Genomic DNA, 24,067 nt, shown 5'->3' on the forward strand with positions numbered 1-24,067 from the left:
GACAGGGCAGGAACTGTGGCTGAGTTCATCTACACCATGAAGAAGGTGCGCAAGGCGCACGGCGACAAGGTCATCCTCGACGATGTGACGATGTCGTTCTACCCCGGCGCGAAGATCGGCGTGGTCGGTCCGAACGGCGCCGGCAAGTCGTCGATCCTCAAGATCATGGCGGGCCTCGACCAGCCGTCGAACGGTGAGGCGTTCCTGGACCCGGAGGCCACCGTCGGCATCCTGATGCAGGAGCCGGTGCTCGACGAGACCAAGACCGTCAAGGAGAACGTCGAGGACGGCCTCGGCCAGACGATGGTCAACCTGCGTCGCTACAACGAGGTCGCGGAGCTCATGGCCACCGACTACAGCGACGAGCTGATGGAGGAGATGGGCAAGCTGCAGGAGCAGCTGGACGCCGTCGACGCCTGGGACGTGGACTCGCAGATCGAGCAGGCGATGGACGCGCTGCGCTGCCCGCCGGGCGACTCGACCGTCGAGCACCTCTCCGGCGGCGAGAAGCGCCGCGTCGCGCTGTGCAAGCTGCTGCTGAGCAAGCCCGACCTGCTGCTCCTCGACGAGCCCACCAACCACCTGGACGCCGAGTCGGTGCTGTGGCTCGAGCAGCACCTCGCGAGCTACCCGGGCGCCGTCCTGGCCGTGACCCACGACCGGTACTTCCTCGATCACGTCGCGCAGTGGATCTGCGAGGTCGACCGCGGCAAGCTGCACCCGTACGAGGGCAACTACTCCACCTACCTGGAGAAGAAGGCCGAGCGCCTCGAGGTGCAGGGCAAGAAGGACCAGAAGCTGCAGAAGCGGCTCAAGGAGGAGCTCGCCTGGGTCCGGTCCGGCGCCAAGGCTCGGCAGACCAAGAACAAGGCGCGCCTCGAGCGCTACGACGAGATGGCGGCCGAAGCGGAGAAGCACCGCAAGCTGGACTTCGAGGAGATCCAGATCCCGACGCCGCCGCGCCTGGGCAACGTGGTGGTCGAGGTCAAGAACCTCGACAAGGGCTTCGACGGCCGCGTGCTGATCAAGGACCTGTCGTTCACCCTGCCGCGCAACGGCATCGTCGGCGTCATCGGCCCCAACGGTGTCGGCAAGACGACGCTGTTCAAGACCATCGTCGGGCTGGAGGGCCCGGACTCGGGCGAGGTCAAGGTGGGCGAGACGGTCAAGCTGAGCTATGTCGACCAGAACCGCGCGAACATCGACCCGAAGAAGACGGTCTTCCAGGTGGTCTCGGACGGGCTCGACTACATCACCGTCGGCCAGAACGAGATGCCCGCCCGCGCCTACGTGAGCGCGTTCGGGTTCAAGGGGCCGGACCAGCAGAAGCCCTCGGAGGTCCTCTCGGGCGGTGAGCGCAACCGGCTGAACCTGGCGCTGACCCTCAAGGAGGGCGGCAACCTGATCCTCCTCGACGAGCCGACCAACGACCTCGACGTCGAGACCCTCTCCAGCTTGGAGAACGCGCTCGAGCAGTTCCCGGGCTGCGCGGTGGTGATCTCCCACGACCGGTGGTTCCTGGACCGCACCTGCACCCACATCCTGGCGTGGGAGGGCAATGTCGAAGAGGGCCAGTGGTTCTGGTTCGAGGGCAACTTCGAGGCGTACGAGGCGAACAAGATCGAGCGCCTCGGTGCCGAGGCCGCCCGTCCGCACGCCGTGACGCACCGCAAGCTGACGCGCGACTGATCCTCCGGCCGGCTCGACCGGACCGGTGCCCGACGACGGCGCCCGCGACACCACGCGCGGGCGCCGTCGTCGTCGTTACTCGCCCGTAGTCCCCCCTCCGCACGTAGTGTGGTGCGCGGAGCCCACCGGCTCCGTCACACCTTGGCAACGGCGCCGTGTGCTGACCTCGCATTTGGCGTGCCCGCTGCTATGACTCATCGCAGGAGGAGTACCCCCGTGGAGCAGTCCGCGCACGATCCGTCCGACTTCACCCGAGCTGCAACGAGCGTCGCCGACCAGCCCCCCGGACGGTCACCGTCGGACTTCTTGACCTGGCTCTCCGAGGACAACGCGCGCATCCTCGGAACCTGGACGGGCGGCGCGGGCACGGGAGTGCTCGCGGATCCCGACGACAAGCTCCGCGCGGTCATCGATGCGATGCCCGCGCCCGAGGCGGGCGGCATCGGGGTGGTGGAACTCGCGCAGCCGCTCGGCGATGCCGCGGGTTCGCCCTTCCTGCTCGCCGCGAGCCCGTCGGACGGCGGGCCGACGGAGCTGTTCGCCATGGCGATGACGGTTCTGGGCTTGCACCACAACGTGTTCGGCATCCCGATGGTCGGGGCGAAGATCGAGCGGGTGCTCGCCCGGATCGGGGTCGACCGGTCGGACCCGGCCAACCAGCGCCTGATGGAGTTCATCCAGACCTACCCGCGGCTGCGGCTCGTCGTGGCCGACGAGGACGAGCTGGCCCGTGTCTTCGGCGCCCTGCGTGACCTCGGTGACGACGACCTCGCACTGTTCCTCCGGACCGACAAGCTGGCGCGGTTCGCGCGGGCGCTGGTCTACCTGCCCCGCGACCGCTACACCTCGCGGGCCCGCGGCGTGCTCATCGACGTGCTCGAGGACGAGACCGGGATGCGGGTCGATCGGTTCACCGCGCGCGTCACCGAGTCGGCGATCGCGCGGATCCAGTTCGTGCTCCTCCCGCGAGGAGAGGACGCGGTTCCCGTGTTCCAGGCCGCCGACGAGGCCCGCATCCGGGCCCGGCTCGGCGATGTCAGCCGCACCTGGGACGAGGACGTGCGGTCGGCCGCGGAGGCCGCGGGCGCCGATGTCGACCTGGTGGCCGCGTACCTCCCGGGCATCTCGCCCAACTACAAGGAGGACCAGACCCCCGCGGTCGCGCTGCTCGACGTCAACCGGATCGCGGCGCTCCCCGCCGAGGGCACGGACCTGGTCTTCTACGATCCGCCGGAGGGCCGCGGCGCGAACCTGGGCTTCACCATGTACATGACGGGCGGGCACGTCACGCTCTCCCAGGTGCTGCCCGTGCTGCAGTCCCTCGGGGTGGATGTGCTCGACGAGCGCCCCTACACCGTCCGGCGTCCCGACGGTGTGCTCTGTTCGGTCTACGACTTCGGCCTGCGGGTGTCGAAGGTGTTGCGCGCCACGGCCGCCGAGGGCGTCAGCGACGCCGATCTGCCGGCCCACCTCGCCCGGCTGCGCGGCCTGGCCGGCGAGGGCGCGGCCGCGGTGTGGCGCGGCGACGCCGAGGTGGACCGGTTCAACGAGCTGATCTTCGCGTACGGCCTGGACTGGCGCCGGGTCGCGCTGCTGCGCGCGATCGGCCAGTACCTGCGTCAGTGCGGCTTCCCGTACAGCCCCGGCCACGTGGCGCAGGTGCTGCTCGAGCACCGCGACGCGGTGCTGGCACTGGTGCGGCTGTGGACCGCGAACTTCGATCCGGTGGCCGCGGACTCCGACGCGGCGGCGGCCGCGGAGACCGACCTGCGGGCGGCGTTCGCGGCGGTCACGAGCCTCGACGCGGACCGGATCCTGCGGGCCTACCTGCACGTCGTCCAGGCCACGGTGCGCACCAACTTCTACGCCGACAAGCCCGTGATCTCCATCAAGCTCGAACCCGGCCGCGTCCCCGAGGCCCCGAAGCCGCGCCCGCGGTTCGAGATCTTCGTGTACTCGCCGCGGGTGGAGGGCGTGCACCTGCGGTTCGGCATGGTCGCCCGCGGCGGCCTGCGCTGGTCGGACCGCCGGGAGGACTTCCGCACCGAGGTCCTCGGCCTGGTGAAGGCGCAGGCGGTCAAGAACGCCGTCATCGTGCCGGTCGGCGCCAAGGGCGGCTTCGTCGTCAAGCAGCCGCCGGAGATCACCGGCGACGCCGGCGTCGACCGCGACGCGCAGCGCGCCGAGGGCGTCGCGTGCTACCGCATGTTCATCTCGGGCCTGCTCGACGTGACCGACAACCTCGGTGCCGACGGTGCCGTGCTCCCGCCCGAGCGCGTCGTGCGGCGGGACGCCGACGACACCTACCTCGTCGTCGCGGCCGACAAGGGCACCGCGTCGTTCTCCGACATCGCCAACGACGTCGCCGCCGGATACGACTTCTGGCTCGGCGACGCCTTCGCGTCCGGCGGATCCGAGGGCTACGACCACAAGGGCATGGGCATCACCGCGCGCGGCGCGTGGGAGTCGGTGAAGATGCACTTCCGCGAGATGGGCATCGACACCCAGGCCGAGGACTTCACGGCGGTCGGCGTGGGCGATATGAGCGGCGATGTCTTCGGCAACGGCATGCTGCTCTCCGAGCACATCCGGCTCGTCGCCGCGTTCGACCACCGCGACATCTTCCTCGACCCGAATCCCGATGCCGCGGCGGGCTTCGCGGAGCGGCAGCGACTGTTCGATCTGCCGCGGTCGTCGTGGAAGGACTACGACACCAGCAAGATCAGCGAGGGCGGCGGCGTGTACAGCCGCGAGACGAAGTCGGTGCCCATCAGCCCGCAGGTCCGCGCGGTGCTGGGCCTGGCCGACGACGTGACCGAGCTGACCCCGCCGGAGCTCATGCGCGCGGTGCTGCTGGCCCCCGTCGACCTGCTGTGGAACGGCGGCATCGGCACCTACATCAAGGCCTCGACGGAGACCGATCTGGCGGTGGGCGACCGCGCCAACGACGCGATCCGCGTCGACGGGAACCAGGTGCGCGCCAAGGTCGTCGGCGAGGGCGGCAACCTGGGCGTGACTCCGCTCGGCCGCATCGAGTTCGATCGCAGCGGCGGCCGGATCAACACCGACGCGATGGACAACTCGGCCGGCGTGGACTGCTCCGATCACGAGGTCAACATCAAGATCCTGCTGGATCGGCAGATCGCGGCGGGCGCGATCGGGGAGGCCGAGCGGCACGACCTCCTGGTGTCCATGACCGACGATGTCTCGCGTCTGGTGCTGGCCGACAACGTCTCCCAGAACACCGCGCTGTCGGTGGAGCGCTCGCTCGCGCCGAAGATGGTGGACGTGCACGCCCGGATCCTCGCGGACCTCTCGCGCAACCGCGGCGTCGACCTGCGGCTCGAGGCGCTGCCCACGCGCAAGGAGACCGACCGGCTCAAGGCCGCCGGCCTCGGTCTCAGTTCGCCGGAGCTGGCGAATCTCATGGCCCACGTCAAGCTGGCGGCGAAGGACGACGTGCTGGCCAGCGACCTTCCCGACAACGACGCGCTCACCGCGCGGCTCCCGGAGTACTTCCCGGACGGGCTGCGCGAGCGCGCCGGCGAGGCCGTGTTCGCGCACCCGCTGCGCCGCGAGATCGTCACCACCCAGGTGGTCAACGAGCTCGTCGACAACGCGGGCGTCAGCTTCGTCTACCGGCTCGAGGAGGAGACCGGCGCCGGTGCCGCCGACGCCGTGCGGGCGTTCGTGGCAGTGAGCCGCGTCTTCGGCCTCTCCGCCACGTGGTCGGCGATCCGCGCGCTGCCGGTCTCGGCCGTGGAGTCGGCGGCACTGTTCTCCGAGAGCCGCCGGGTACTCGACCGCGGGGCGCGCTGGATGCTCACCAACCGCCCGCAGCCCATCGCGATCGGCGCGGAGGTCAATCGGTACGCGGATCGCATCGCGGCGATGACGGCCGCGATGCCGGAGTGGGACATCCAGTACGACGCGCAGGCCCGCGCGGCCGCGGACCACGCCATCGCGGCGGGGGTCCCGGACGACCTGGCGTTCGGGGTGTCCCGCGCGCTGTACCGGTTCAGCCTGCTCGACGTGGTCGACATCGCGGACATCACCGAGCGCGAGGACGACGAGGTGGGGCGCCTGTACTTCGCGCTCATGCAGTACCTGCGGATCGACAAGATGCTGGGCGCGGTCGCGGAGCTGCCGCGGGGCGACAGGTGGAGCGGGATGGCCCGCCTCGCGTTGCGCGACGACCTGTACGGCGCGCTGCGGGCGCTCACCGTCGAGGTCCTCAACTTCACCGACGCGAACGAGCCGGCCACGCAGAAGATCGGCGACTGGGCCTCGCGCAACGCGCGGAGCCTCGAGCGGGTCGGTGCGCTGCTGTCGGAGATCCTCGACCCGGAGGAGGGGAGCGGCGCGCTGGCGAACCAGGAGTCGAGCCTGTCGGTGGCCACCCGGGCCCTGCGCTCGCTCCTGCGGCACGCGGGGTGACGCCCGTCGGCTAGCGTTGACGGGGTGACCGACTACAGCTTCACCGCCGCGGGCGTCACGGGCGTGCGCACCGTCTCCGACGACGGCGCCGCCGTCCTGACGGTCCCGGTCGATGTGCGGTGGTCCGATATGGACGTCTACCAGCACATCAACAACGCGCGCATGGTGACGCTGCTGGAGGAGGCGCGGATCCCGCTGCTCTTCGCGCCGGACGCGCCCACCCGCGACCTGCTCGACGGGCTGCTGCTGGCCAAGCTCGAGGTCGAGTACCGCGGGCAACTGCGGCACCAGGATTCGCCGCTGCAGGTGACGGTGTGGACCTCCGCCGTGCGGGCCGCCGACTTCGTGGTGCACCACGAGGTCCGGCCCGCGGGCGCGGGGCTCGACACCGCGCCGGCCGTGGTCGCACAGGTGCGCCTCGCCGCGTTCGACGTGGCGGAGCAGCGGGTGCGCCGGCTGTCGGGGGAGCAGCGCGACTACCTGAAGTCGTTCTCCCGGTGAGCGACCGGAGGCTGACGGTGCCCGGGGCGCGGCCGCGGGCGAACCTCGCGGCGTTCGTGACCCGTCTGCTGCGCACCGACGACTCGGCCGTGGTCCGGGTCCGGCGGCGCGACGAGCAGCACGTGGAGGTCTGGGGCCGGACGGGCTTCGGCGTTCTCGTGGTCCGGGTGCTCACCGGTACCGTCGCGCCGGAATCGCTCGTGTGCAGCGCGACGACCGTCCTCGACTCCCTGCGGGAGGATCCCGCGGGCGAGCGGCTGCATGCGGGCGGGTACGTCGACGTGGGCTTCTCCCTCGACTCCGCCTGGCGCGGTGCGCTGCCGCCGGCAACGGGTTTCGTCACCGTCGACGACGTGCCGGCGCAGGCGCTGCGGGACGTCGCGGCGCGCGGCGTGGAGGTGGGGCGGGAGGCGGGCGGTCCCGCCGGGCCGCCGGCGTCGCTGCTGGACTCCGAGGTGGTCAGCGTGAGTTCGGGGGAGAGCACCGTCCCGATCGCCCTGCGCACGGCGTTCGCGTTGGAGGCGATGGGCTTCGCGGCCGACGGTGCCGACGAGCCCGTCCGGGTGTCGGCGTCCGCGACCTGGGTGCGGGTGGACGCGCGGTACGGATCGCTGTATCAGCGAAGGGAATCCGGACCCGCCTTGTTGGTCTGACGCTCGGCCCCGGCGCGCTCGAGGAGCGTCGCGGTGAGGTTCTGCTGAGCCAGTCGGCGCAGGGTCTGCAATACGCGGTCGGAGAGGACCGTGCCCACGATGGCGGTGCGCAGCGCCTGCTCGTCGTCGTCCGTGAGGGTCTCGAGGTCGCCGGCGGCGATGGCCTCCGCGGCGTCCGCCCACCGGTCGAGGGTGCTGGCGCCGCCGACACCGCAGGTGTCGGCGAGGGCCTTGAGTTGCGATCCGAGCTGCGGGAGCAGGACGTCGCCGTCGCGGATCCGCCAGTCGCGGTGCTCGACGAAGGCGACGGCCGCCGCGGTCCAGTCGGGGTCCTCGTCGTACGCGGTGCCGTCCGTGAGCGCGTCCTGGGCGACGCCGAGGAGTTCGTGGCGCGGCACCGTCGGGCTGTCGAGGGCCTCGATGACGCGCCGGACCTGGGCGAGCGACAGGCCGCCCGATTCGACGAGGGCGCGGATCAGGCGCACGCGTTCGACGTGCGCGGGGCCGTAGTCGGCCTGGGTGCGCGTGCGCGGCTCGCCGGGTTCGAGCAGCGACTCCCGGAGATAGAACTTCAGCGACGCGGTACTGACGCCGGTCTCGGCGGACAACTCGGACAATCGCATGATTCGATCTTGACACGGGATAGCTCCACTCTCCAATATGGGTAGTGGCACTATCCAAGTCCGTCCGGGAGGCACTTCCGTGAAGCACGACATCAAGACCGACGCCCATGACGGCGATGTGATCGTCTTCCTGATCGGGATGCAGCCGCGTCCGACCTGGAATCTCGGCCAAGCGGCCTTCCTCACGCGTTCGATGCTCGCCATGCAGCGAGAGCTCAAGCGTGATCGGCGGCGCGGTGGGGCGCTCGGATTCCTCGGCGGCTACAACGCGTTGACGACGACCGGGCCGATGGCGGTGCAGTACTGGCGCAGCTTCGAGGACCTGGAGCGGTACGCCCGGTCGAACGATTTCCGGCACCGCCCCGCCTGGTTGAAGTTCTACGCGATGACCCACGAGGACGGGCGCTCGCGTGCGGGTATCTGGCACGAGACCTACCGCGTGCCGGCCGGCGGACACGAGTCGATCTACGGCGACCTCGCGACGCCGGTGGGGCTCGGCGCGGCGGTCGGGGTGCAGCCCGTCCAGCGGCGCGGCACGTCGGCGCGCGAGCGGATCGGCGCCTGATCGGACCCGACCGAAGCCGGGAGACCGATCAGGCGCGGCCCCGTGCGCCGGCGGCGCTCACGCCAGCCAGCAGGCCGCGTTCGGGGGCAGCAGACCGTCGACCAGCGGTGCGCTGGCGAGGACGAGTTCGCCGCCGGGCAGCTCGACGGGGCCGTCCGATGCGTTGAGGACGCAGGTCAGGCGGCCGTCGACCCGGCGGAACGCCAGCACGCCGGGACGGGGGGCGCCGTACCACTCGATCGCGTCCCCGCGGAACTCCGGCCGCATGCGCCGCAGCTCGATCGCGGTGCGATAGAGGGTCAAGGTCGAGTCGAGATCCTCGAGCTCCGCCTCCGCGGTGAGGTCCTTCCAGTCCTCCGGCATCGGGAGCCAGGTGTCCGGATCCGTCGAGAATCCGTACGGCGGAAGGGTTCCCTGCCAGGGCAGGGGCACGCGGCAGCCGTCGCGACCGCGCTCGACGTGCCCGGAGCGCTCCCACGTGGGGTCCTGCAGCGCCGCGTCCGGCAGGTCGACATTGGGCAGGCCCAGCTCGGAGCCGTTGTACAGGAACGCCGTACCGGGCAGCGCCAGCTCGACGAGGATCATCGCCCGCGCCCGCGCGACGCCCAGATCCCCGCCGCCGTACCGCGTGACCTCGCGGGGCACGTCGTGGTTGGACAGCGTCCAGGTGGGGATGCCGTTCACCGACTCGACCGCGATGAGTGAGTTGTCGATCGCCTCGCGGATCTCCCGCGCGTCCCACTCCGCCTCCGCCAGACGGAAATTGAAGCCCAGGTGCAGTTCGTCCGGCCGGATGTACTCGGCGAACCGGTCGTTGTCCTTCACCCAGATCTCACCGACGGTGACGCGTCCCGGGAACTCGTCCATCACGGCACGGATGCGCCGGTGGATCGCATGCACCCCGGGGTCGTTGAACCGCAGGTCGTTCTCGTCGTTGTCCATGATCTGGTTGTGCGCCAGATCCATGTCGGGCAGCCCCGCCGGCTTGGACATCCCGTGCGCGACGTCGATCCGGAAACCGTCCACCCCGCGATCGAGCCAGAAGCGCAGGGTCTGCGCGAGGTCCTGGAAGACCTCCTCGTTGCGCCAGTTCAGATCCGGCTGCTCGGGGGCGAAGATGTGCAGGTACCACTGGCCCGGCGTCCCGTCGGGCTCGGTCACGCGGTGCCATGCCGGGCCGCCGAAGATGCTGGGCCAGTTGTTGGGCGGCTCGTCACCGTGCGGGCCGCGGCCCTCGCGGAAGATGTAGCGCTCCCGCTCCGGGCTCCCCGGGCCCGCCGCCAGCGCGGCGCGGAACCAGGGGTGCTGATCGGAGGTGTGATTGGGCACCAGGTCCATCGTCACGCGGATCCGGTGCGCGTGCGCCGACCGGATCAGCTCGTCCATGTCCTCGATGGTCCCGAACAGCGGGTCGATGTCGCGCGGATCGGAGACGTCGTAGCCGTGATCGGCCATGGGGGAGCGCATCACCGGCGAGAGCCACAGCGCGTCGACGCCGAGCAACTCGAGGTAACCCAACCGGTCGATGACGCCCCGCAGGTCTCCCACGCCGTCGCCGTTCGAGTCGGAGAACGACCGGGGGTAGACCTGGTAGAAGATCGCGTCCTTCCACCACGGGGCGTCCGTGTAGTGGGGTGTGTGGACGGGTGGCGTCATCTCACTCCTCAACTCAACCGCCCATGGGGGTGTTCACGAGCATCTGTGCGGCCGTCTCACAGTAGTTCCTGAGCTGCTGCTTGCGATCGGGGGTCATCCGCGCGTCGTCGATCGAGGCGATCGCCGTGTCCATGCAGCGCAGCCACGCGTCGCGCTCGATCTCGGTGATCCGGTAGGGCACGTGCCGCATCCGCAGCCGCGGGTGTCCGCGCTGCTCCGAATAGGTGCGCGGGCCGCCCCAGTACTGCTCGAAGAACATCCGCAGCCGGACCTCGGCGGGGCCGAGATCCTCCTCCGGGTACAGGGGGCGCAGCAGCTCGTCGCGCGCGACCTCCTGGTAGAAGCGGTGGATCAGCTCCTGGAAGGTATCGGCGCCGCCGACGGCGTCGTAGAAGCTCTGCTGGTCGGGCGTGCTCACCCTTCCAGTCTCGCACGGGCCCGGCGGCCACTCCGGAGCGGAACCGGGCGATGGTGGGCGGGTCACCGCGCGTTCACCGGTTGTGCGCCGACTCGTCGCGGGAAATGCGCGGTAATCACCGTGCGGATCGCGGTCGTCCGTGGTGCACTACTAGAGGCGGACGACCCGGCCGAACCCGGCGGGTCGGCGCGAGGGTGAGGAGAGTCGATGAAGCGGACGCACGCCGCGGGTGCCCCCGCGATGGTCGCGCTCGCCGGCGACAACCCGCCCGGCGGGTCGGTATGGGGCAAGCGGCGGGTGCTGCTCCTCAACGCCACCTACGAGCCATTGACCGCGATCTCGATGCGGAGGGCGATAGTCCTCATGCTCAGGGATAGGGCCGATGTGGTCCACGACGATCCGAACGGTCCGCTGGTGCATTCAGCGGACCGTTCGCTGTCTGTGCCCTCGGTGATCCGGCTGCGCACCTACGTCCGCGTGCCCTACCGCGCGCAGGTGCCGATGACCCGGGCGGCCCTGATGCACCGCGACCGGTTCCGCTGCGGCTACTGCGGCGGCAAGGCCGACACCATCGACCACGTTCAGCCGCGCTCCCGGGGCGGTGCCCACGGGTGGGAGAACTGCGTGGCCTGCTGCGCCGCGTGCAACCACCGCAAGGCCGACCGGCTGCTGTCCGAAATCGGCTGGAAGCTCCGCACGGAACCGCGGGCGCCGCAGGGCCGGCACTGGCGGTTGCTGTCGACCCTCAAGGAGGTCGACCCGATGTGGAGTCGGTATCTCGACCTCGATGCGGCATAGGCTAAGTTGTTCTGCAGACCCGACCAGCGCCGTCGGGCGTTCGCACAGACAGGGAAAGGGGCCCACAGTGAGCTTGCTCAACATCATCGGCGGGATCACGGTCGTCGCCACGATCGTCATCGTCGTCCTGTGCGTCATCTCGATGGCCACCGGCCGTAACGAGAAGTACCAGCAGCCGGACGAGTACAAGCTCGGCGAGCCGTGGACCCGCGAGCCCATGCTGTTCAGCGCGGTCGACGAGGCGCCGGTGGGCCCGCACGGCGGGCACCACGACGACCATGACAACGAGAACCTGATCGGGGGTGCCGCTCGTGGCAAGTGGTGATCACACGCAGACCGTCGCCGTCCCGCAGGGCGATCTGCCCATCGGCACGGCCATCACCTCGAGCGGGCGCATCTCCGCGGCTCGCCAGGCGAGCGACAGCCCGGTCAACCCGCCCTTCTCCCGCGAGGAGCTGATCGGCCTCGACGAGGCGCTGATCCGCGCCACTCGCGATGCGAACGCGCGTTTCTCGGTGTACATCGGCGACCTGGGTGACGATGTGCACGCCGGTGCCGAGGCGGTGCTCCGTCAGGCCCCCGAGCCCGAGTACGCGGCCCTGATCGCCGTGTCGCCGAACACGCGCGACATCGTCGTCCTCACCGGCAGCGGCGTCGCCGACCGCCTCGGGGACAAGGTCGCGCAGCTCGGCGTGACCGCCGCGATCCCGCCCTTCCAGGCCGGCGATCTCATCGACGGCCTCATCGCCGCGCTGCGCGTCATGGCCTCGGCCGTGAAGCCGCCGACGGCGTAGCGACGAAGCAACAGGGAACGGCCCACCGGATCGGATCCGGTGGGCCGTTCCGTCGTCTCCGGGGCCGCCGTCAGTGCTCGGCCGCCGCCAGGTCCCGGGCCTCCTCGTACAGCTCCGTCGCCTCCTCCGGGGTGTCCACCTGCGGCGCGGAGCCGAGCAGGGGCTGGGTGGCGGTCTCGCGCATCGCGATGACGGCGATCAGGCCGACGATGCCGCTGACGATGAGGTAGAAGCCGGGCACCAGGTCGTTCTTCGTGGCGTCGACCAGCGCGGACGTGACGAGTGGGGTCGTGCCGCCGAACGCCGATACGGCCACGTTGAAGCCGAGTCCCAGCGCGCCGTATCGGACGGCGGTGGGGAACAGGGCCGGCAGCGTGGAGGCGGTGGGCGCCGCGAAGCAGGCCAGTACTGCGCCGAACACGATGCAGGCCACGACGGGGCCCCAGAGCGAGCCGTGGCTGAAGAGCCAGAACGCGGGGACCGCCACGACGATCTGCACGACGGCCGCGGTCGCGAAGACGGCCCTGCGGCCCACGATGTCGCTCAGGTGTCCCACCACCAGGATCAGCGCGACCACGACCAGCATCGCGAGCAGCACCAGCATGTCCGCGGTCAACTGGGTGCGGTGCGCCACGTCGGTGAGATAGGTCGGCAGGTAGGCGGTGATCATGTAGTTGGTCACGTTGTAGAGGATCACCAGGCCCATGCACACCAGCAGCGGGCGCCACAGATTCGTGATGATCATGCGCAGCTCGTGTTGGGGCGACTGCGCCGCCTTCAGCGCGTCCTCGTGGGCGTCCAGCTGGGCCTGGAAGGCGGGGGTGTCCTCGAGCTTGAGGCGCAGGTACAGGCCGATGAGGCCCATCGGGCCCGCGATGAAGAAGGGGATCCGCCACCCCCAGGACAGCATGTCCGCGTCGGACAGTGTCGCGTTGAGGAGCGTGACCAGCAGCGACGCGCAGGAGTAGCCGATGAACGTGCCGAAGTCGAGCCAGCTGCCGAGGAATCCGCGGCGCCTGTCCGGGGAGTACTCGGCGATGAAGGTGGTCGCGCCGCCGTACTCGCCGCCCGTGGAGAAGCCCTGAACGAGCCGGGCGCACAGCAGCAGGATCGGCGCCCACATCCCGATCGCGGCGTACGAGGGGATGAGGCCCACGGCGAAGGTGCCGATCGACATCATGATCATGGTGGCCGCAAGGACCTTCTGCCGGCCGACGCGATCGCCCATCAGTCCGAAGACGATCCCGCCCAGCGGACGGACGAAGAAGGCCGCGGCGAAGGTGCCGAAGGTCGCGAGCAGCTGACCGGTGTGCGAAAGGCTCTCGAAGAACACCTTGCCGAGCGTCGTGGCCAGGTAGGCGTACACGCCGAAGTCGAACCACTCCATCATGTTGCCCAGCGCGGCGGCGGTGATCGCGCGCTTGAGCATCGGCTGGTCGACGACCGTGATCGACTCCTCGGTGAGCGGTGGCTTGCGCCGGAACAGTCGCGCCAGAGTGCGGCGACGGGAGGATCGAACACTCTCGGTGCCCCAGCCCGCTCCGTGTGGTTCGCCCGATTCCGTTCGCTTCCTGTCCATTTCACCACGCTAACAAGACTTCCTAACTATTAGGCGTGGCGTCCGGAACGGTGGCTGGTATGCACCGATATCGGGTGGTATCGGGGCGTGGATCAGTCGAAATGTCCCCGTCGACGTAGAGCCACCGGCCGTCCTCGCGCACGAAGCGGGACCGTTCGTGCAGCACGCCGAGCTCCCCGTCGACGAGGCAGGTGGCCCGGAACTCCACGACCCCGGACTCGTCGGTCGCCCCGCCGTCGACGGTGTCGACGATCTGGAGGCCGCGCCAGCGCACGTCCTCGTCGAGGTCGAGATCCGCCGGGCGGGTGCTCGGATGCCACGACGAGAGGAGCCACGCCGCGTCGCCGTCGCGGTAGGCGGCGAACCGGGAGCGCATCAGCGCCTCGGCGGTGTCGGGAGTGCGCGGGTCCATGTGTGGAGCGTACGGCCCCGGCCGGCCCGGTCGCGTGTCGCGCGCGATCGGGTCCTGGTCCGGGGCCGCGTTCCGCGGTCAGGCCCGGTCGAAGGCCCGGGCGGCGAGTGAGCGGACGATGCCCGCGCGGCCCTCGAGCACCAGTCGGCGCAGCGCCGACGGGTGCTCCTCCGCGAGCCACGCGTCCGCGGCGGCCACGGCACCGTCGGAGACGTCCCAGGAGGGGTAGAGGCCCACGACGACGGTCTGCGCGACCTCGGAGGAGCGGCGGCCCCACACCTCGTCGATCGACGCGAAGTAGCGCGGCGTGAACGGGGCGAGCAGGGCGTCCTGCCCCGGCGCGACGATGCCCGCGGAGATCGCGCGGGTCAGCGTGTTCGACAGGGAGTCGTCGCCGAAGACCTTCTCCCAGGCCTCCTCCTTGACCCGGATGTCCGGGCGCGCGGCGAGGGCCGCCGCGGCGGCCCGCTCACCCGCGGCGGTGGGATCGCGGAGAACCTCGGCGTCGATCTCCTCCACCCCGACGACACCCGCGCGGGCGAGCGCGGTGAGCAGGCGCCACCGCAGATCGGTGTCGACCGTCAGGCCCGCCAGCCCGACCGAGGCGGGCTCGGCACCGTCGTACAGCGCACGGAGGGCGTCGATCTCGGCGCGACCGAGTGCGGAGGCGGCCAGCGCGTTGACGAAGGCCAGCTGGAAGTCCGAGCCGTCCTCGGCCTCCCGGGCGAGCCGCAGCAGCCCGGAGGCGAGCCGCTCGCGGCCCTCCGCCTCGGCCCAGGCCGGATCCGCGTAGGACTCGACCGCGGTCTGCGCCTGCAGCACGACGCGCTGCACCACGCCGACCTCGGTCTCGGCGCCGATCCCGCCGAGCACGAGCTCCACGAAGTCGCGCGCCCGCATCTCCGCCTGCCGCGTCATCTCCCACGCCGCGGACCAGCCGAGCGTGCGGGGGAGCGACTCCGCGATGTCGGCGATGCGGCCGGTGACCGTGTCCAGCGAGACCGGATCCAGCCGCACCGAGCAGTAGGTGAGATCGTCGTCGTTGAGGAGCACCAGCTCACCGCGGTGCACGCCCACCAGTTCCGGCACGTCCGTGCGCTCACCGGTGACATCGAGTTCGACCCGCTCGGTGCGCACCAGCTTCCCGTCCTCGTCGGCGTAGACGCCGACCGCGAGGCGGTGCGTGCGCAGCTCGCCGGCGCCCGGCTGCGCGCCCTCCTGGACGATCGCGAACCGGGTGAAACGACCGTCGTCGTCGACCTCGAAATCGGGACGCAGGATGTTGATGCCGGTGGTCTTGAGCCACTGCGCGCCCCAGTCCGACAGGTCTCGCCCGGAGGACGCCTCCAGCGACCGGAGCAGATCGTCGAAGGTGGCGTTGCCGAACCTGTGCTCCGCGAAGTACGCGCGCAGGCCCGCCAGGAAGGGCTCGAGCCCGACGTACGCGACGAGCTGCTTGAGCACGGATGCGCCCTTGGCGTAGGTGATGCCGTCGAAGTTGACCTCCACGGCCTGCAGGTCCGGGATGTCGGCCGCCACGGGGTGCGTCGACGGGAGCTGGTCCTGCCGGTAGGCCCACGACTTCTCGACGTTCGCGAAGGTCGTCCACGCGGAGGTGTACTCGGTGGCCTCGGCCTGGCTGAGCACCGACGCGAAGGTCGCGAAGGACTCGTTGAGCCACAGATCGTCCCACCAGCGCATGGTGACCAGGTCGCCGAACCACATGTGCGCCATCTCGTGCAGCACCGTCTCGCAGCGGCGCTCGTAGAGGTACCGGGTGACCTTCGACCGGAAGACGTAGTCCTCCAGGAAGGTCACCGCGCCGGCGTTCTCCATCGCGCCCGCGTTGAACTCCGGCACGAACAGCTGGTCGTACTTGCCGAAGGCGTAGGGGATCCCGAAGTTCTTGTGGTAGAAGCCGAAACCCTGCTTGGTCTCGGTGAACAGTCGATCGGCGTCCATGTACTCTGCGAGGCTCGCGCGGCAGAACAGGCGCAGGTCGATGGTGCCGTGTTCATCGGTGTACGCGTCGGACCAGGCCGCGTACGGGCCGGCGATGAGCGCGACGAGGTAGGTCGACATCGGCTCGGTCGTGGCGAAGGTCCACCGGTGCGCGCCGGTCGGCAGCGGCTCCCGGGTCGCTTCCGCGCCGCCCGTCACCACCGTCCAGGCCGACGGTGCCGTCACGCTCACGTCGAAGACGGCCTTGAGGTCCGGCTGGTCGAAGCACGCGAACATGCGCTTGGCGTCGGCGGTCTCGAACTGGGAGTAGAGGTACACCGCGCCGTCGGTCGGGTCGACGAAGCGGTGCAGGCCCTCGCCGGTGTTGGAGTAGAAGAACCGCCCGGAGATCACGAGCTCGTTCTCCGCGGCGAGCCCGTGCAGGGCCAGGCCGCCCTCCTCGGTGTAGCCCGCGGTGTCGACGGGGCGACCGTTGAGCGTCGCCGTGAGGCCGGTGGCGATCAGGTCGATGAAGGTGTCCGCGCCGGGCGTCGCCGCGAACGTGATCGTCGTGGTCGAGCCGAAGGTCTTGTCGCCGGGCGCGTCCGCGCCGTCGGTGAGGTCCAGGTCGATCGCGTACCGGGACACGGTGACGATTCCCGCGCGCTCGGCGGCCTGGATCCGGGTGAGATTGGGGGCGGACAAAGGCGACGCTCCTTCGTGCTCGGGCGCATGCTGGACTACTGCGCACATCGTTGGGACCGATTCCACCATGCCACCCGTGACCGACGAGGGTGCGACGGGGAAGCAGATGCGGGTGCGCGGCGTTGCGACGAGGAGAACAATCGACACCGTCGGGCCCCGGGACGTCCGTGCCCCGCCCGGCGGCGACGTCGACCACCCCGAACGCAAGGAGACCGTAGTGACTGAGACCGCACCGACGAAGGACCGCGTCGACTTCTGGTTCGACCCGCTGTGCCCGTGGTGCTGGATCACCTCGCGCTGGATCCTCGAGACCGAGAAGGTTCGCGACATCGACGTGAACTTCCACGTGATGAGCCTGGCGGTGCTCAACGAGGGCCGCGACAACCTGCCCGAGGTCTATCAGGAGCTGATGAAGACGGCGTGGGGTCCGGTGCGCGTGCTCATCGCCGCCGCCCGGCGACACGGCGACGAGGTGCTGCCGAAGCTCTACACCGCCATGGGCACCCGGATCCACAACCAGCAGAACAAGGACCTGCCGGTCGTGATCGCGGAGTCGCTCGCCGAGGTCGGCCTCGAATCGGACCTCGCCGCCGCCGCGAACAGCACCGACTTCGACGAGGATCTGCGGAAGAGTCACCACGCCGGCATGGACAAGGTCGGCGACGACGTGGGCACCCCCACGATCCACATCAACGGAGTCGCCTTCTTCGGACCCGTGCTCTCCCGCATCCCGCGCGGCGAGACCGCCGGGAAGGTCTGGGACGGCGCCGTTCTCCTGTCCGCGTACCCGCACTTCTACGAGCTCAAGCGCACGCGCACCGAGGAGCCCGAGTTCGACTGACGGCTCGCGGAGGTCAGGCGCCGAACGGTCCGCCCGGGCTCTGCGGTCCGCCCGGGCCCTGCGGGACCTGTAGGCCCTGCGGGACCTGGCCGGGGGCCGGGGCCAGTGTCTCCTGGTGGTTGTAGGTGGGGACCGGCCCGGCGGGGACGACGGCACCGCCACCGATGCCGCGCAGCGGCTGGGACGGCGCGAACCACAGTGAGCCCGCCCGCGTGCGGTTGCGGAGCGCCGCTGCCCGCCAGGTGAGCACGGGATGCGACGCCAGGAGGTTCACCACCCAGGTGAAGAAGCCCTTGTCGGTGGACGCGCGGTCGGCGAGCTGGTCGAAGTCGACGTGCTTGCCGAGGTACTTGCCCGCGCCGAGAACGCCCATGCCGCCGGGGATTCCGGCGGGCTGGTTGAAGTAGCCGTAGTTGTCGGCCGTGTACTCCTGCGAGCGTGACAGTGCCGGGCCGATGAAGGGCAGGTAGCTCATCGCGAACGAGCCCATCTGGCGCCAGTAGGACACGTGGCCGGCGGCGATGTGGCCGACCTCGTGGCCGATGATGTAGGCCAGCGCGTCGGGGTCGCGGGCCTCGCCGCCGATCTCGAAGAGGTCGCTGTAGACCACGACGAACCTGCGGAAGCCGTGGCCGGACGCGAACGCGTTGATCTGGCCGTTGCCGAGGACGACGAACGCGTCGGGCACCTCGCGCATGCCGTACCGGGCCGCGGCCTCGCGCACCATCCGGTAGCCCTCGGGGAACTGCGTGGGCGTCATCTGAATGCCCTGGACCCGGGGCGAGGCCCAGGTCACGCCGCGCCCGAGCCACAGGACGATCGGGACCAGCAGCACGAGCAGCGTGTACTCGTTGATGGCGCCGAACACCGCCAACAGGATCGCGCCGCCGTAGATGAGCAGCGTCACCAGGATCACGATCACCAGCAGCGGGATCTCCCAGGGGTGCCGCCGGGGCGCGCCCGCGTAGGCGGGCGGCTGGTACACGGGCGCCACGGGACCCGCGGGACCCGCCGGTCCGCCCGGGAACTGCGGCCCGGCGCCGAAGGGGGAGCCGGCCGGGAACCGGGGGATCTCGCCCGTCCCCGGGTGCGACGGTGCCGCGCCGAGCCCGGCGGTGACCGACGGGTCGTGCGCGCCCAGCTCGGGCAGCGCGTGGTGGCTGCCGGTCTGATGTCGCTCGGTGGGGAAATCGGCGGCCGGGATCGCGGAGGCCGCCGTGTCCTCCGGCTGCACGACGGGGAAGAAGCCGGTGCTGGGCATCGTCGATTCGTCCGGCGCGGAGCTGAAGGCGCCGGTGCGGGCGGACTCGGTGGGGGCGGAGTCGTCCTTCGGCTCCTGCCCCGCTGTCTGCTCGGTGCTGTCATCCATGCCATCGAATGTAGGCTGTGCCGCTCATCGATGCGCACGCGACGCGTGTCAGACTTGTCCCCATGCGCGTTTACCTCGGCGGCGATCACGCCGGATTCGAACTGAAGTCCCAGATCATCGAGCACCTGACGGCGGGCGGCCACGAGGTCGTCGACTGCGGTGCCCACACCTACGACGCCCTCGACGACTACCCGGCGTTCTGCATCGACGCCGCCACGCGGGTCGTCGCCGATCCGGGCAGCCTCGGCATCGTCCTCGGCGGCAGCGGCAACGGCGAGCAGATCGCGGCCAACAAGGTGCCCGGCGCTCGCTGCGCCCTGGCGTGGAGCGTCGAGACCGCGCAGCTGGCGCGGCAGCACAACAACGCGCAGCTCATCGGTCTCGGCGGCCGCATGCACAGCACGGAGGAGGCGCTCGCCATCGTCGACGCGTTCCTCACCGCCGAGTGGTCCGACGAGCCGCGTCACCAGCGCCGCATCGACATCCTCTCGGAGTACGAGCGCACCGGCATCGCGCCCGCGGTGCCCGGCGCGCCCGAGGCCTGATTGCCCGAAGGACACACCCTCCACCGCTTGGCTCTCGCCCACGACGCGATGTTCGCGGGCGAGAGCGTCCGCGTCTTGAGCCCCCAGGGCAGATTCGCGCCCGAGGCCGCGCGCCTGGACGGGCGCACCTTCGAGCGCGCCGAATCCTGGGGCAAGCACCTGTGGCACCGCTACTCGGGCGGCGCGATCGTGCACGTGCACCTGGGCCTGTACGGCGCATTCACGGACTTCGGCCTGGTCGACGGTGCGCCGCCCCCACCCGTTGGCCAGGTCAGGTACCGCATCGTCGGGCCGCGCGGCGGCACGGACCTGCGCGGCCCCACCGCCTGCGAGCTCGTGACGGAGGAGCAGGTCGACGGTGTCCTGGCGCGTCTCGGGCCGGACCCGCTGCGCCCCGACTCCGACCCGGACGACGCCCGGCGACGCATCGAGCGGTCGCGCCGGCCGATCGGCGCGCTGCTCATGGACCAGAAGGTGCTGGCCGGGGTCGGCAATGTCTACCGCGCGGAGGTGCTGTTCCGCGCCGGCATCGACCCGCATCGCGAGGGTCGGGACGTCTCGCGTGCGGAGTTCGACGGTCTCTGGGCGGACCTGGTCGCGCTCATGCCGATCGGCGTCGAGCGCGGCCGCATGCACGTCGTGCGCCCCGAACACGACCACGGCGCACCGTCGTACGCGCCGGACCGGCCGCGCACCTATGTCTACCGGCGGGCCGGCGATCCGTGCCGGGTGTGCGGTACGACGGTCCGCACCGAGCTGATGGAGGCGCGGAACCTCTACTGGTGTCCCACCTGTCAGACCTGACCGCCCGCTGTTAGCCGGGACACAGAATCGTTTTCTTAACATGGATTTCAGCTCGTTCACACACGCGGCGGGTTGAGTCGTGGGCATGAGAACGCCGACCGTCCACAGCAGGGCGGCCCGACGACCGGCGGACGCCGGCCGGGCCCGGATCACCGTGCTCGCCGTCGGGGGTACCGGCGAGTCGTGGATCGACGATCCGCGCACCGAGGTCACCGGCATGCTCAGTCATGTGGTGGCGGAGCTCGACGATCGGTTCACCGACCGCTGGGTGGGCTACCCCGCGTCCTACGGCCCGGTCCCGGCGCGTGACGGCATCTCGTTCGCCGAGTCCGTCGCGATCGGCGTCGAGCGGCTCCTCGTCGCGATGGCCGAGATCGACGGGCCGGTGGTCCTCATCGGCTACTCGCAGGGGTGCACCGTCGTCCGGCGGGTCCTGGGCGCGATGGCCGACGGTCCCGTGCTCGCGCCGCACGTGCTCGCCGTCGGGCTGATCTCCGATCCGGAGCGGCCGCACGGCAGCGACCCCGCGCTGTGCGGGTCGGGCGTCGCGGGTGACGGACCCGCGGTGCCCGACGGTGTGCCCCTGCTGTGGATCTCCCACCCCCAGGACGTCATCTGCAATGCCAGCGTCGACTCCTTCGTGCGGGACATCGCCGACGCGACCGCCTATCTCACGCTCCGCGACCTGGCGACCTGGGCGCCGCGCGCGGCCGGCGAGTACCTCGGGCACCGCTTCCAGAACGCGACCCGCACCGCGTTCGGGTCGCGCCAGTTCAAGCGCGACCTCGGGCGGCTGCGCACCGCCGGCCGCGAGATCCTGGGCTACCTGCCGCGGGTGAACTACCGGGGGCGCGACTACAACCTGCGCGGCGACCGGCACACCGCGTACGCGAACGAGCCGCTGGCCCGCCTGCGGCACGAGGACTACGAGCTCACCGGCTGCCAGATCCTCGCCCAGTGGCTGCAGGTCCATGCCACTTTCGCGCTCCCCGCGGAGCCGGATCGCGCCGCCCGGCCCCCGCAGAGCGGTGCCTCCGCGGCCGCTGGTCTAGAGTCGGTGAAGTACTTGCAGGCCGGCTGACCCGGAGGTAGAGCGAAGTGGCACGTGACACCGAGAGCATCGAGCGCGATATCGAGCGCGCCCGGGAGCAGCTGGCGGCGACGCTGGATCAGCTGGGGGAGCGCGCGGATCCCCGCAAGCTCGCCGAGCAGGCCCAGCAGTCGGTGATCGCGACCGTGACGAAGCCCCCGGTACTCGCCGCCGCGGCAGGTGCCGTCGTGCTGGTGATCGTCGTCGTGGGATCGCGGTTCGCCCGCGCCCGCCGCGAGAAGCAGATCATCCGGGCGTTGGCCGAGGGCCGGATCTCGATCTGATCTCCGTGCTCGGGACGACAAGGGGCGGTGCCGTGATCGGCGCCGCCCTTGTCGTTGCCGCGGCCGCGGTGGGGGCCTGCGGCGCCCCGCCGCGCGCCGCGACCGCGTTGCCCGCCGGCTACCCCGTCGCCCAGGTGCCGATCGTCGGCACGGTCAGCAAGGCGGAGACGATCGATGTGGGCCACCCGATGTGGCGCGTCACCGTCGACGGGCGCGACACGGTGGCCGCCGCCCGTGCCCTGCTCGCCGCGGGGCTCGCGCCGGTCGCGCCGGGCGTCCCGTTGGACGCCGGCCGGGTGGGTGCGGTGTACCGCGGGCACGGCTTCACCGTCGGGATCTCCGCGAACGACGGTGACGTGACCTACGCGGTGAGCCGCACGCCCGGCGTCTGACCTCAGGGAATCACCTGATTCCGCGATCGCGGATCGGCGCTACGCTGGAGCCGTGGAGATTCCGAGAGTACTGCTCGCCCCGGCACGTGTGGGGCTCGCCGCCGCGGGGCTCGGCCTCGCCGCGGCGGAGACCTCCGTCGCGGTGGCGCGCGACGTGATCGGGATGGCCGCGGACCGGCTCGATCCCGAGTCCGCGGGCGATGTCCGGCACGAGAACCTGATCACCGCCGCGCAGCGGGTGCCGTTCATCGTGCACCGGGTGTCCGACCTGCTCAGCGACGGCGGCGCGATCGATCGGGTCATCGGCCCCGGTGGCGCCGCCGACAAGGTGGCCGACCTGTTCGACGAGGGCGGCTCCGTGGAGCGGGTGATCCGGCCGGACGGCCCGCTCGACCGCGCCACTCGCGAGGGCGGCATCGTCGAGGCGTTCACGGCGGAGGACGGCGTGGTCCAGCGCTTGGCGGACATGACCGAGGCGATGAACCGGCTCACGCCCACCCTCGCGTCCGTGGGCCAGCGCCTCGGCGACATCGAGTCGGTCGTCGGCGCCGCGAACACCGTCGCCGAGCCGGTCACCGACCTGCTCACGAGCCTGCCGAAGTTCGCGCTCCGCACCGCGAGCGAGGTGGCCCGGGCGGCGCAACAGCCGCGGCAGCCGCGTCCCGCCCGCATCATCGACGCGCCGCCCGCGAGTCCGACGGTGCTGCCGCCGCCCGAGAATCAGGTGTAGGACTTGGCGCAGATGGTGTAGACGGGTCGTCGAAGAAGTAGCTGCGGTCCCACTCGCCGGTGCAGCGGGCGGAGTCCTTGAGGCCGCCCACCACGGAGATCACGGTGATCGTGCCGGGGGCGCCGCACTGCGCGGCCGCCTTGATCCAGGTGCCCGGGACCGGGGCGGAGTAGCAGTAGTTCACGTTGAGGTTCGGCGTCAGGCAGTACGCGCGGCCCTTGGTGATCGAGGTCTGCTCCTTCTTGCACGCCTCGCCGACGGGCATCACCTGGGTGACCTTGTACGGGGACCCGCCGTCGTCGCAGTTGCCCACCTTGGGGTTCTCGGGCACGTCGTAGAGGCAGTCGTTGATCCGGAAGACCTGACCGGTCGCGTCGATCGTCGCCGAGGTAGCGCCCTTGCCCGGCTCGTCGCCCTTGGAGTCGCTGAGGAGGGCGAGTGCGACCACCGCGGCCGCGACGGCGACGATCGCTGCGATCGCGACGATGCCGACGATCAGGTTACGGCCCGGGGAGGGCTTACGGGGCGGCTGCGGCGGCGGCCCGCCGGGGACGGGGCCGGGCGCCGCTGGGCCGCGGGGCGGGGTGGGCAGCGGAAGCGCCTGCGAATACGCCTGACCCGGCTCCTGCGGGTAGTACCCGCCGTGCGGGCCGGGGCCTGTCATGCGCCCACCTTCTTCGCGGCCGCCTTCATCTCCTTCTTATGGGCGCGGACCTTCTGCAGCGACTCGCCGTCGACCACGTCCGCGACGGAGCGGAACCCGGCCCTGCCGTAGTCGCCGACCGCCGTCGCCCAGCCGCGGGGCTTCACGCCGAGCTGCTTGCCGACGAGCGCCGCGAAGATCTTCGCCTTCTGGGCGCCGAACCCGGGCAGGGCCTCGATCCGTGCGACCAGGTCGGCGCCGGACGTCGCCTCGGTCCAGATGCGCTCGGCGTGCCCGTCGTACTCGTCGACGACGATCCGGGCGAGCGCTTGCAGGCGGGCCGCCATGGCGCGCCCGTAGCGGTGGATGGCGGGCGGGGTGGTGCACAGTTCCTCGAACCGCACCGGATCCGCGACCGCGATGTCGCGGGGGTCGATGCTCCCGAACCGCTCGAGGACCTTCCAGGGACCCGCGAACGCCCGCTCCATGGGGAACTGCTGATCGAGCAGCATGCCTGCGAGCAGCGCGAACGGGTGCTCGGAGAGCACCGCGTCCGACTCGGGTTCCCCCGTGATGTGCAACGTGACCGCCATGGCCG

General features: G+C 70.9%; 24 protein-coding genes. 15 read left to right on the forward strand and 9 right to left on the reverse strand.

Annotation, left to right across the window (positions count from 1 at the left end; genetic code table 11):
* The first annotated feature begins 15 nt into the window (after positions 1 to 15).
* From ettA to HF999_RS05115, 4 genes are all read left to right on the forward strand, one after another.
* Complete coding sequence (ettA, locus tag HF999_RS05100) at positions 16 to 1,689, forward strand: energy-dependent translational throttle protein EttA (protein ID WP_168544829.1); 1,674 nt, start codon at positions 16 to 18, stop codon at positions 1,687 to 1,689.
* 216 nt (positions 1,690 to 1,905) lie between these two features.
* The gene (locus HF999_RS05105) at positions 1,906 to 6,126 is read left to right on the forward strand and encodes an NAD-glutamate dehydrogenase (protein WP_168544830.1); all 4,221 of its coding nucleotides are present in this window, start codon (positions 1,906 to 1,908) and stop codon (positions 6,124 to 6,126) included.
* A gap of 63 nt (positions 6,127 to 6,189) precedes the next feature.
* Entirely contained in the window at positions 6,190 to 6,627 is a 438-nt protein-coding gene (locus HF999_RS05110; protein ID WP_312854031.1) for an acyl-CoA thioesterase, read from the forward strand.
* Positions 6,624 to 7,280, forward strand: a complete 657-nt coding sequence (locus HF999_RS05115) for a DUF8185 domain-containing protein (protein WP_168544832.1) — start codon at positions 6,624 to 6,626, stop codon at positions 7,278 to 7,280. The genes HF999_RS05110 and HF999_RS05115 overlap by 4 nt, the downstream gene beginning before the upstream one ends.
* Here the strand turns inward: HF999_RS05115 and HF999_RS05120 are convergent.
* Positions 7,244 to 7,903: a MerR family transcriptional regulator gene (locus HF999_RS05120; protein WP_168544833.1), complete on the reverse strand. Its 660-nt coding sequence runs from the start codon at positions 7,901 to 7,903 to the stop codon at positions 7,244 to 7,246. The two genes, HF999_RS05115 and HF999_RS05120, sit on opposite strands and share 37 nt — an antisense overlap.
* A 79-nt stretch (positions 7,904 to 7,982) precedes the next feature.
* Between HF999_RS05120 and HF999_RS05125 the strand changes: the two genes are divergently transcribed.
* Entirely contained in the window at positions 7,983 to 8,468 is a 486-nt protein-coding gene (locus HF999_RS05125; RefSeq protein ID WP_210733486.1) for a DUF4188 domain-containing protein, read from the forward strand.
* Between the two features lie 57 nt (positions 8,469 to 8,525).
* Here HF999_RS05125 and HF999_RS05130 read toward each other — a convergent pair whose 3' ends face one another.
* Both HF999_RS05130 and HF999_RS05135 read right to left on the reverse strand, forming a co-directional pair.
* Complete coding sequence (locus HF999_RS05130) at positions 8,526 to 10,124, reverse strand: glycoside hydrolase family 13 protein (protein WP_168544834.1); 1,599 nt, start codon at positions 10,122 to 10,124, stop codon at positions 8,526 to 8,528.
* 13 nt (positions 10,125 to 10,137) lie between these two features.
* Positions 10,138 to 10,542, reverse strand: a complete 405-nt coding sequence (locus tag HF999_RS05135) for a globin (protein ID WP_168544835.1) — start codon at positions 10,540 to 10,542, stop codon at positions 10,138 to 10,140.
* Positions 10,543 to 10,782: 240 nt separating this feature from the next.
* Here HF999_RS05135 and HF999_RS05140 point away from each other — a divergent pair, with 240 nt between their 5' ends.
* The 3 genes from HF999_RS05140 (at position 10,783) to HF999_RS05150 (ending at position 12,134) form a co-directional block, all read left to right on the forward strand.
* On the forward strand, positions 10,783 to 11,340 hold the full coding sequence (locus HF999_RS05140; protein WP_168544950.1) for an HNH endonuclease: 558 nt from the start codon (positions 10,783 to 10,785) through the stop codon (positions 11,338 to 11,340).
* Between the two features lie 67 nt (positions 11,341 to 11,407).
* Positions 11,408 to 11,665: an aa3-type cytochrome oxidase subunit CtaJ gene (gene ctaJ / locus HF999_RS05145; protein WP_168544836.1), complete on the forward strand. Its 258-nt coding sequence runs from the start codon at positions 11,408 to 11,410 to the stop codon at positions 11,663 to 11,665.
* Positions 11,652 to 12,134 (forward strand): DUF5130 domain-containing protein, encoded by a 483-nt coding sequence (locus HF999_RS05150; protein WP_168544837.1) that lies wholly within the window; start codon positions 11,652 to 11,654, stop codon positions 12,132 to 12,134. Before ctaJ ends, HF999_RS05150 begins: the two co-directional genes overlap by 14 nt.
* A gap of 70 nt (positions 12,135 to 12,204) precedes the next feature.
* Here HF999_RS05150 and HF999_RS05155 read toward each other — a convergent pair whose 3' ends face one another.
* The 3 genes from HF999_RS05155 to pepN all read right to left on the reverse strand — a co-directional run bounded on the left by HF999_RS05155 (position 12,205) and on the right by pepN (position 16,771).
* Positions 12,205 to 13,713: an MFS transporter gene (locus HF999_RS05155; protein WP_168544838.1), complete on the reverse strand. Its 1,509-nt coding sequence runs from the start codon at positions 13,711 to 13,713 to the stop codon at positions 12,205 to 12,207.
* 22 nt (positions 13,714 to 13,735) lie between these two features.
* Positions 13,736 to 14,125 (reverse strand): YchJ family protein, encoded by a 390-nt coding sequence (locus HF999_RS05160; RefSeq protein ID WP_312854021.1) that lies wholly within the window; start codon positions 14,123 to 14,125, stop codon positions 13,736 to 13,738.
* Positions 14,126 to 14,203: 78 nt separating this feature from the next.
* Entirely contained in the window at positions 14,204 to 16,771 is a 2,568-nt protein-coding gene (pepN, locus tag HF999_RS05165; RefSeq protein WP_168544839.1) for an aminopeptidase N, read from the reverse strand.
* 217 nt (positions 16,772 to 16,988) lie between these two features.
* Here pepN and HF999_RS05170 point away from each other — a divergent pair, with 217 nt between their 5' ends.
* Complete coding sequence (locus HF999_RS05170; RefSeq protein WP_312854032.1) at positions 16,989 to 17,612, forward strand: mycothiol-dependent nitroreductase Rv2466c family protein; 624 nt, start codon at positions 16,989 to 16,991, stop codon at positions 17,610 to 17,612.
* A 13-nt stretch (positions 17,613 to 17,625) separates the two neighbouring features.
* Here the strand turns inward: HF999_RS05170 and HF999_RS05175 are convergent, their stop codons facing one another.
* Positions 17,626 to 18,981 (reverse strand): M48 family metallopeptidase, encoded by a 1,356-nt coding sequence (locus HF999_RS05175; RefSeq protein WP_246207279.1) that lies wholly within the window; start codon positions 18,979 to 18,981, stop codon positions 17,626 to 17,628.
* Positions 18,982 to 19,043: 62 nt separating this feature from the next.
* Here HF999_RS05175 and HF999_RS05180 point away from each other — a divergent pair, with 62 nt between their 5' ends.
* The 6 genes from HF999_RS05180 to HF999_RS05205 all read left to right on the forward strand — a co-directional run bounded on the left by HF999_RS05180 (position 19,044) and on the right by HF999_RS05205 (position 22,826).
* Positions 19,044 to 19,526: a ribose-5-phosphate isomerase gene (locus HF999_RS05180; protein WP_168544840.1), complete on the forward strand. Its 483-nt coding sequence runs from the start codon at positions 19,044 to 19,046 to the stop codon at positions 19,524 to 19,526.
* Complete coding sequence (locus HF999_RS05185; protein ID WP_168544841.1) at positions 19,527 to 20,330, forward strand: Fpg/Nei family DNA glycosylase; 804 nt, start codon at positions 19,527 to 19,529, stop codon at positions 20,328 to 20,330. It begins immediately after the preceding gene.
* 85 nt (positions 20,331 to 20,415) lie between these two features.
* Positions 20,416 to 21,411 carry a PE-PPE domain-containing protein gene (locus tag HF999_RS05190; RefSeq protein ID WP_168544842.1) on the forward strand — a complete coding sequence of 332 codons (996 nt, stop codon included), beginning with the start codon at positions 20,416 to 20,418 and terminating at the stop codon, positions 21,409 to 21,411.
* Between the two features lie 17 nt (positions 21,412 to 21,428).
* A complete protein-coding gene (locus HF999_RS05195; RefSeq protein ID WP_168544843.1) occupies positions 21,429 to 21,704 on the forward strand; it encodes a DUF3618 domain-containing protein in 276 nt (91 codons plus the stop codon).
* Positions 21,705 to 21,736: 32 nt separating this feature from the next.
* Positions 21,737 to 22,096: a hypothetical protein gene (locus tag HF999_RS05200; protein ID WP_168544844.1), complete on the forward strand. Its 360-nt coding sequence runs from the start codon at positions 21,737 to 21,739 to the stop codon at positions 22,094 to 22,096.
* A gap of 52 nt (positions 22,097 to 22,148) precedes the next feature.
* Positions 22,149 to 22,826, forward strand: coding sequence for a hypothetical protein (locus tag HF999_RS05205; protein ID WP_168544845.1), 678 nt, complete (start codon positions 22,149 to 22,151; stop codon positions 22,824 to 22,826).
* Here HF999_RS05205 and HF999_RS05210 read toward each other — a convergent pair.
* Together HF999_RS05210 and HF999_RS05215 are read right to left on the reverse strand one after the other, a co-directional pair.
* Positions 22,768 to 23,490 carry a hypothetical protein gene (locus tag HF999_RS05210; protein WP_168544846.1) on the reverse strand — a complete coding sequence of 241 codons (723 nt, stop codon included), beginning with the start codon at positions 23,488 to 23,490 and terminating at the stop codon, positions 22,768 to 22,770. The genes HF999_RS05205 and HF999_RS05210 overlap by 59 nt on opposite strands.
* Positions 23,487 to 24,062 (reverse strand): HhH-GPD-type base excision DNA repair protein, encoded by a 576-nt coding sequence (locus HF999_RS05215; protein WP_168544847.1) that lies wholly within the window; start codon positions 24,060 to 24,062, stop codon positions 23,487 to 23,489. Before HF999_RS05215 ends, HF999_RS05210 begins: the two co-directional genes overlap by 4 nt.
* Positions 24,063 to 24,067: the final 5 nt, after the last annotated feature.

Origin of the sequence: Tsukamurella spumae (assembly GCF_012396015.1) — a bacterium.
GTDB classification, from domain to species: Bacteria; Actinomycetota; Actinomycetes; order Mycobacteriales; family Mycobacteriaceae; genus Tsukamurella; species Tsukamurella spumae.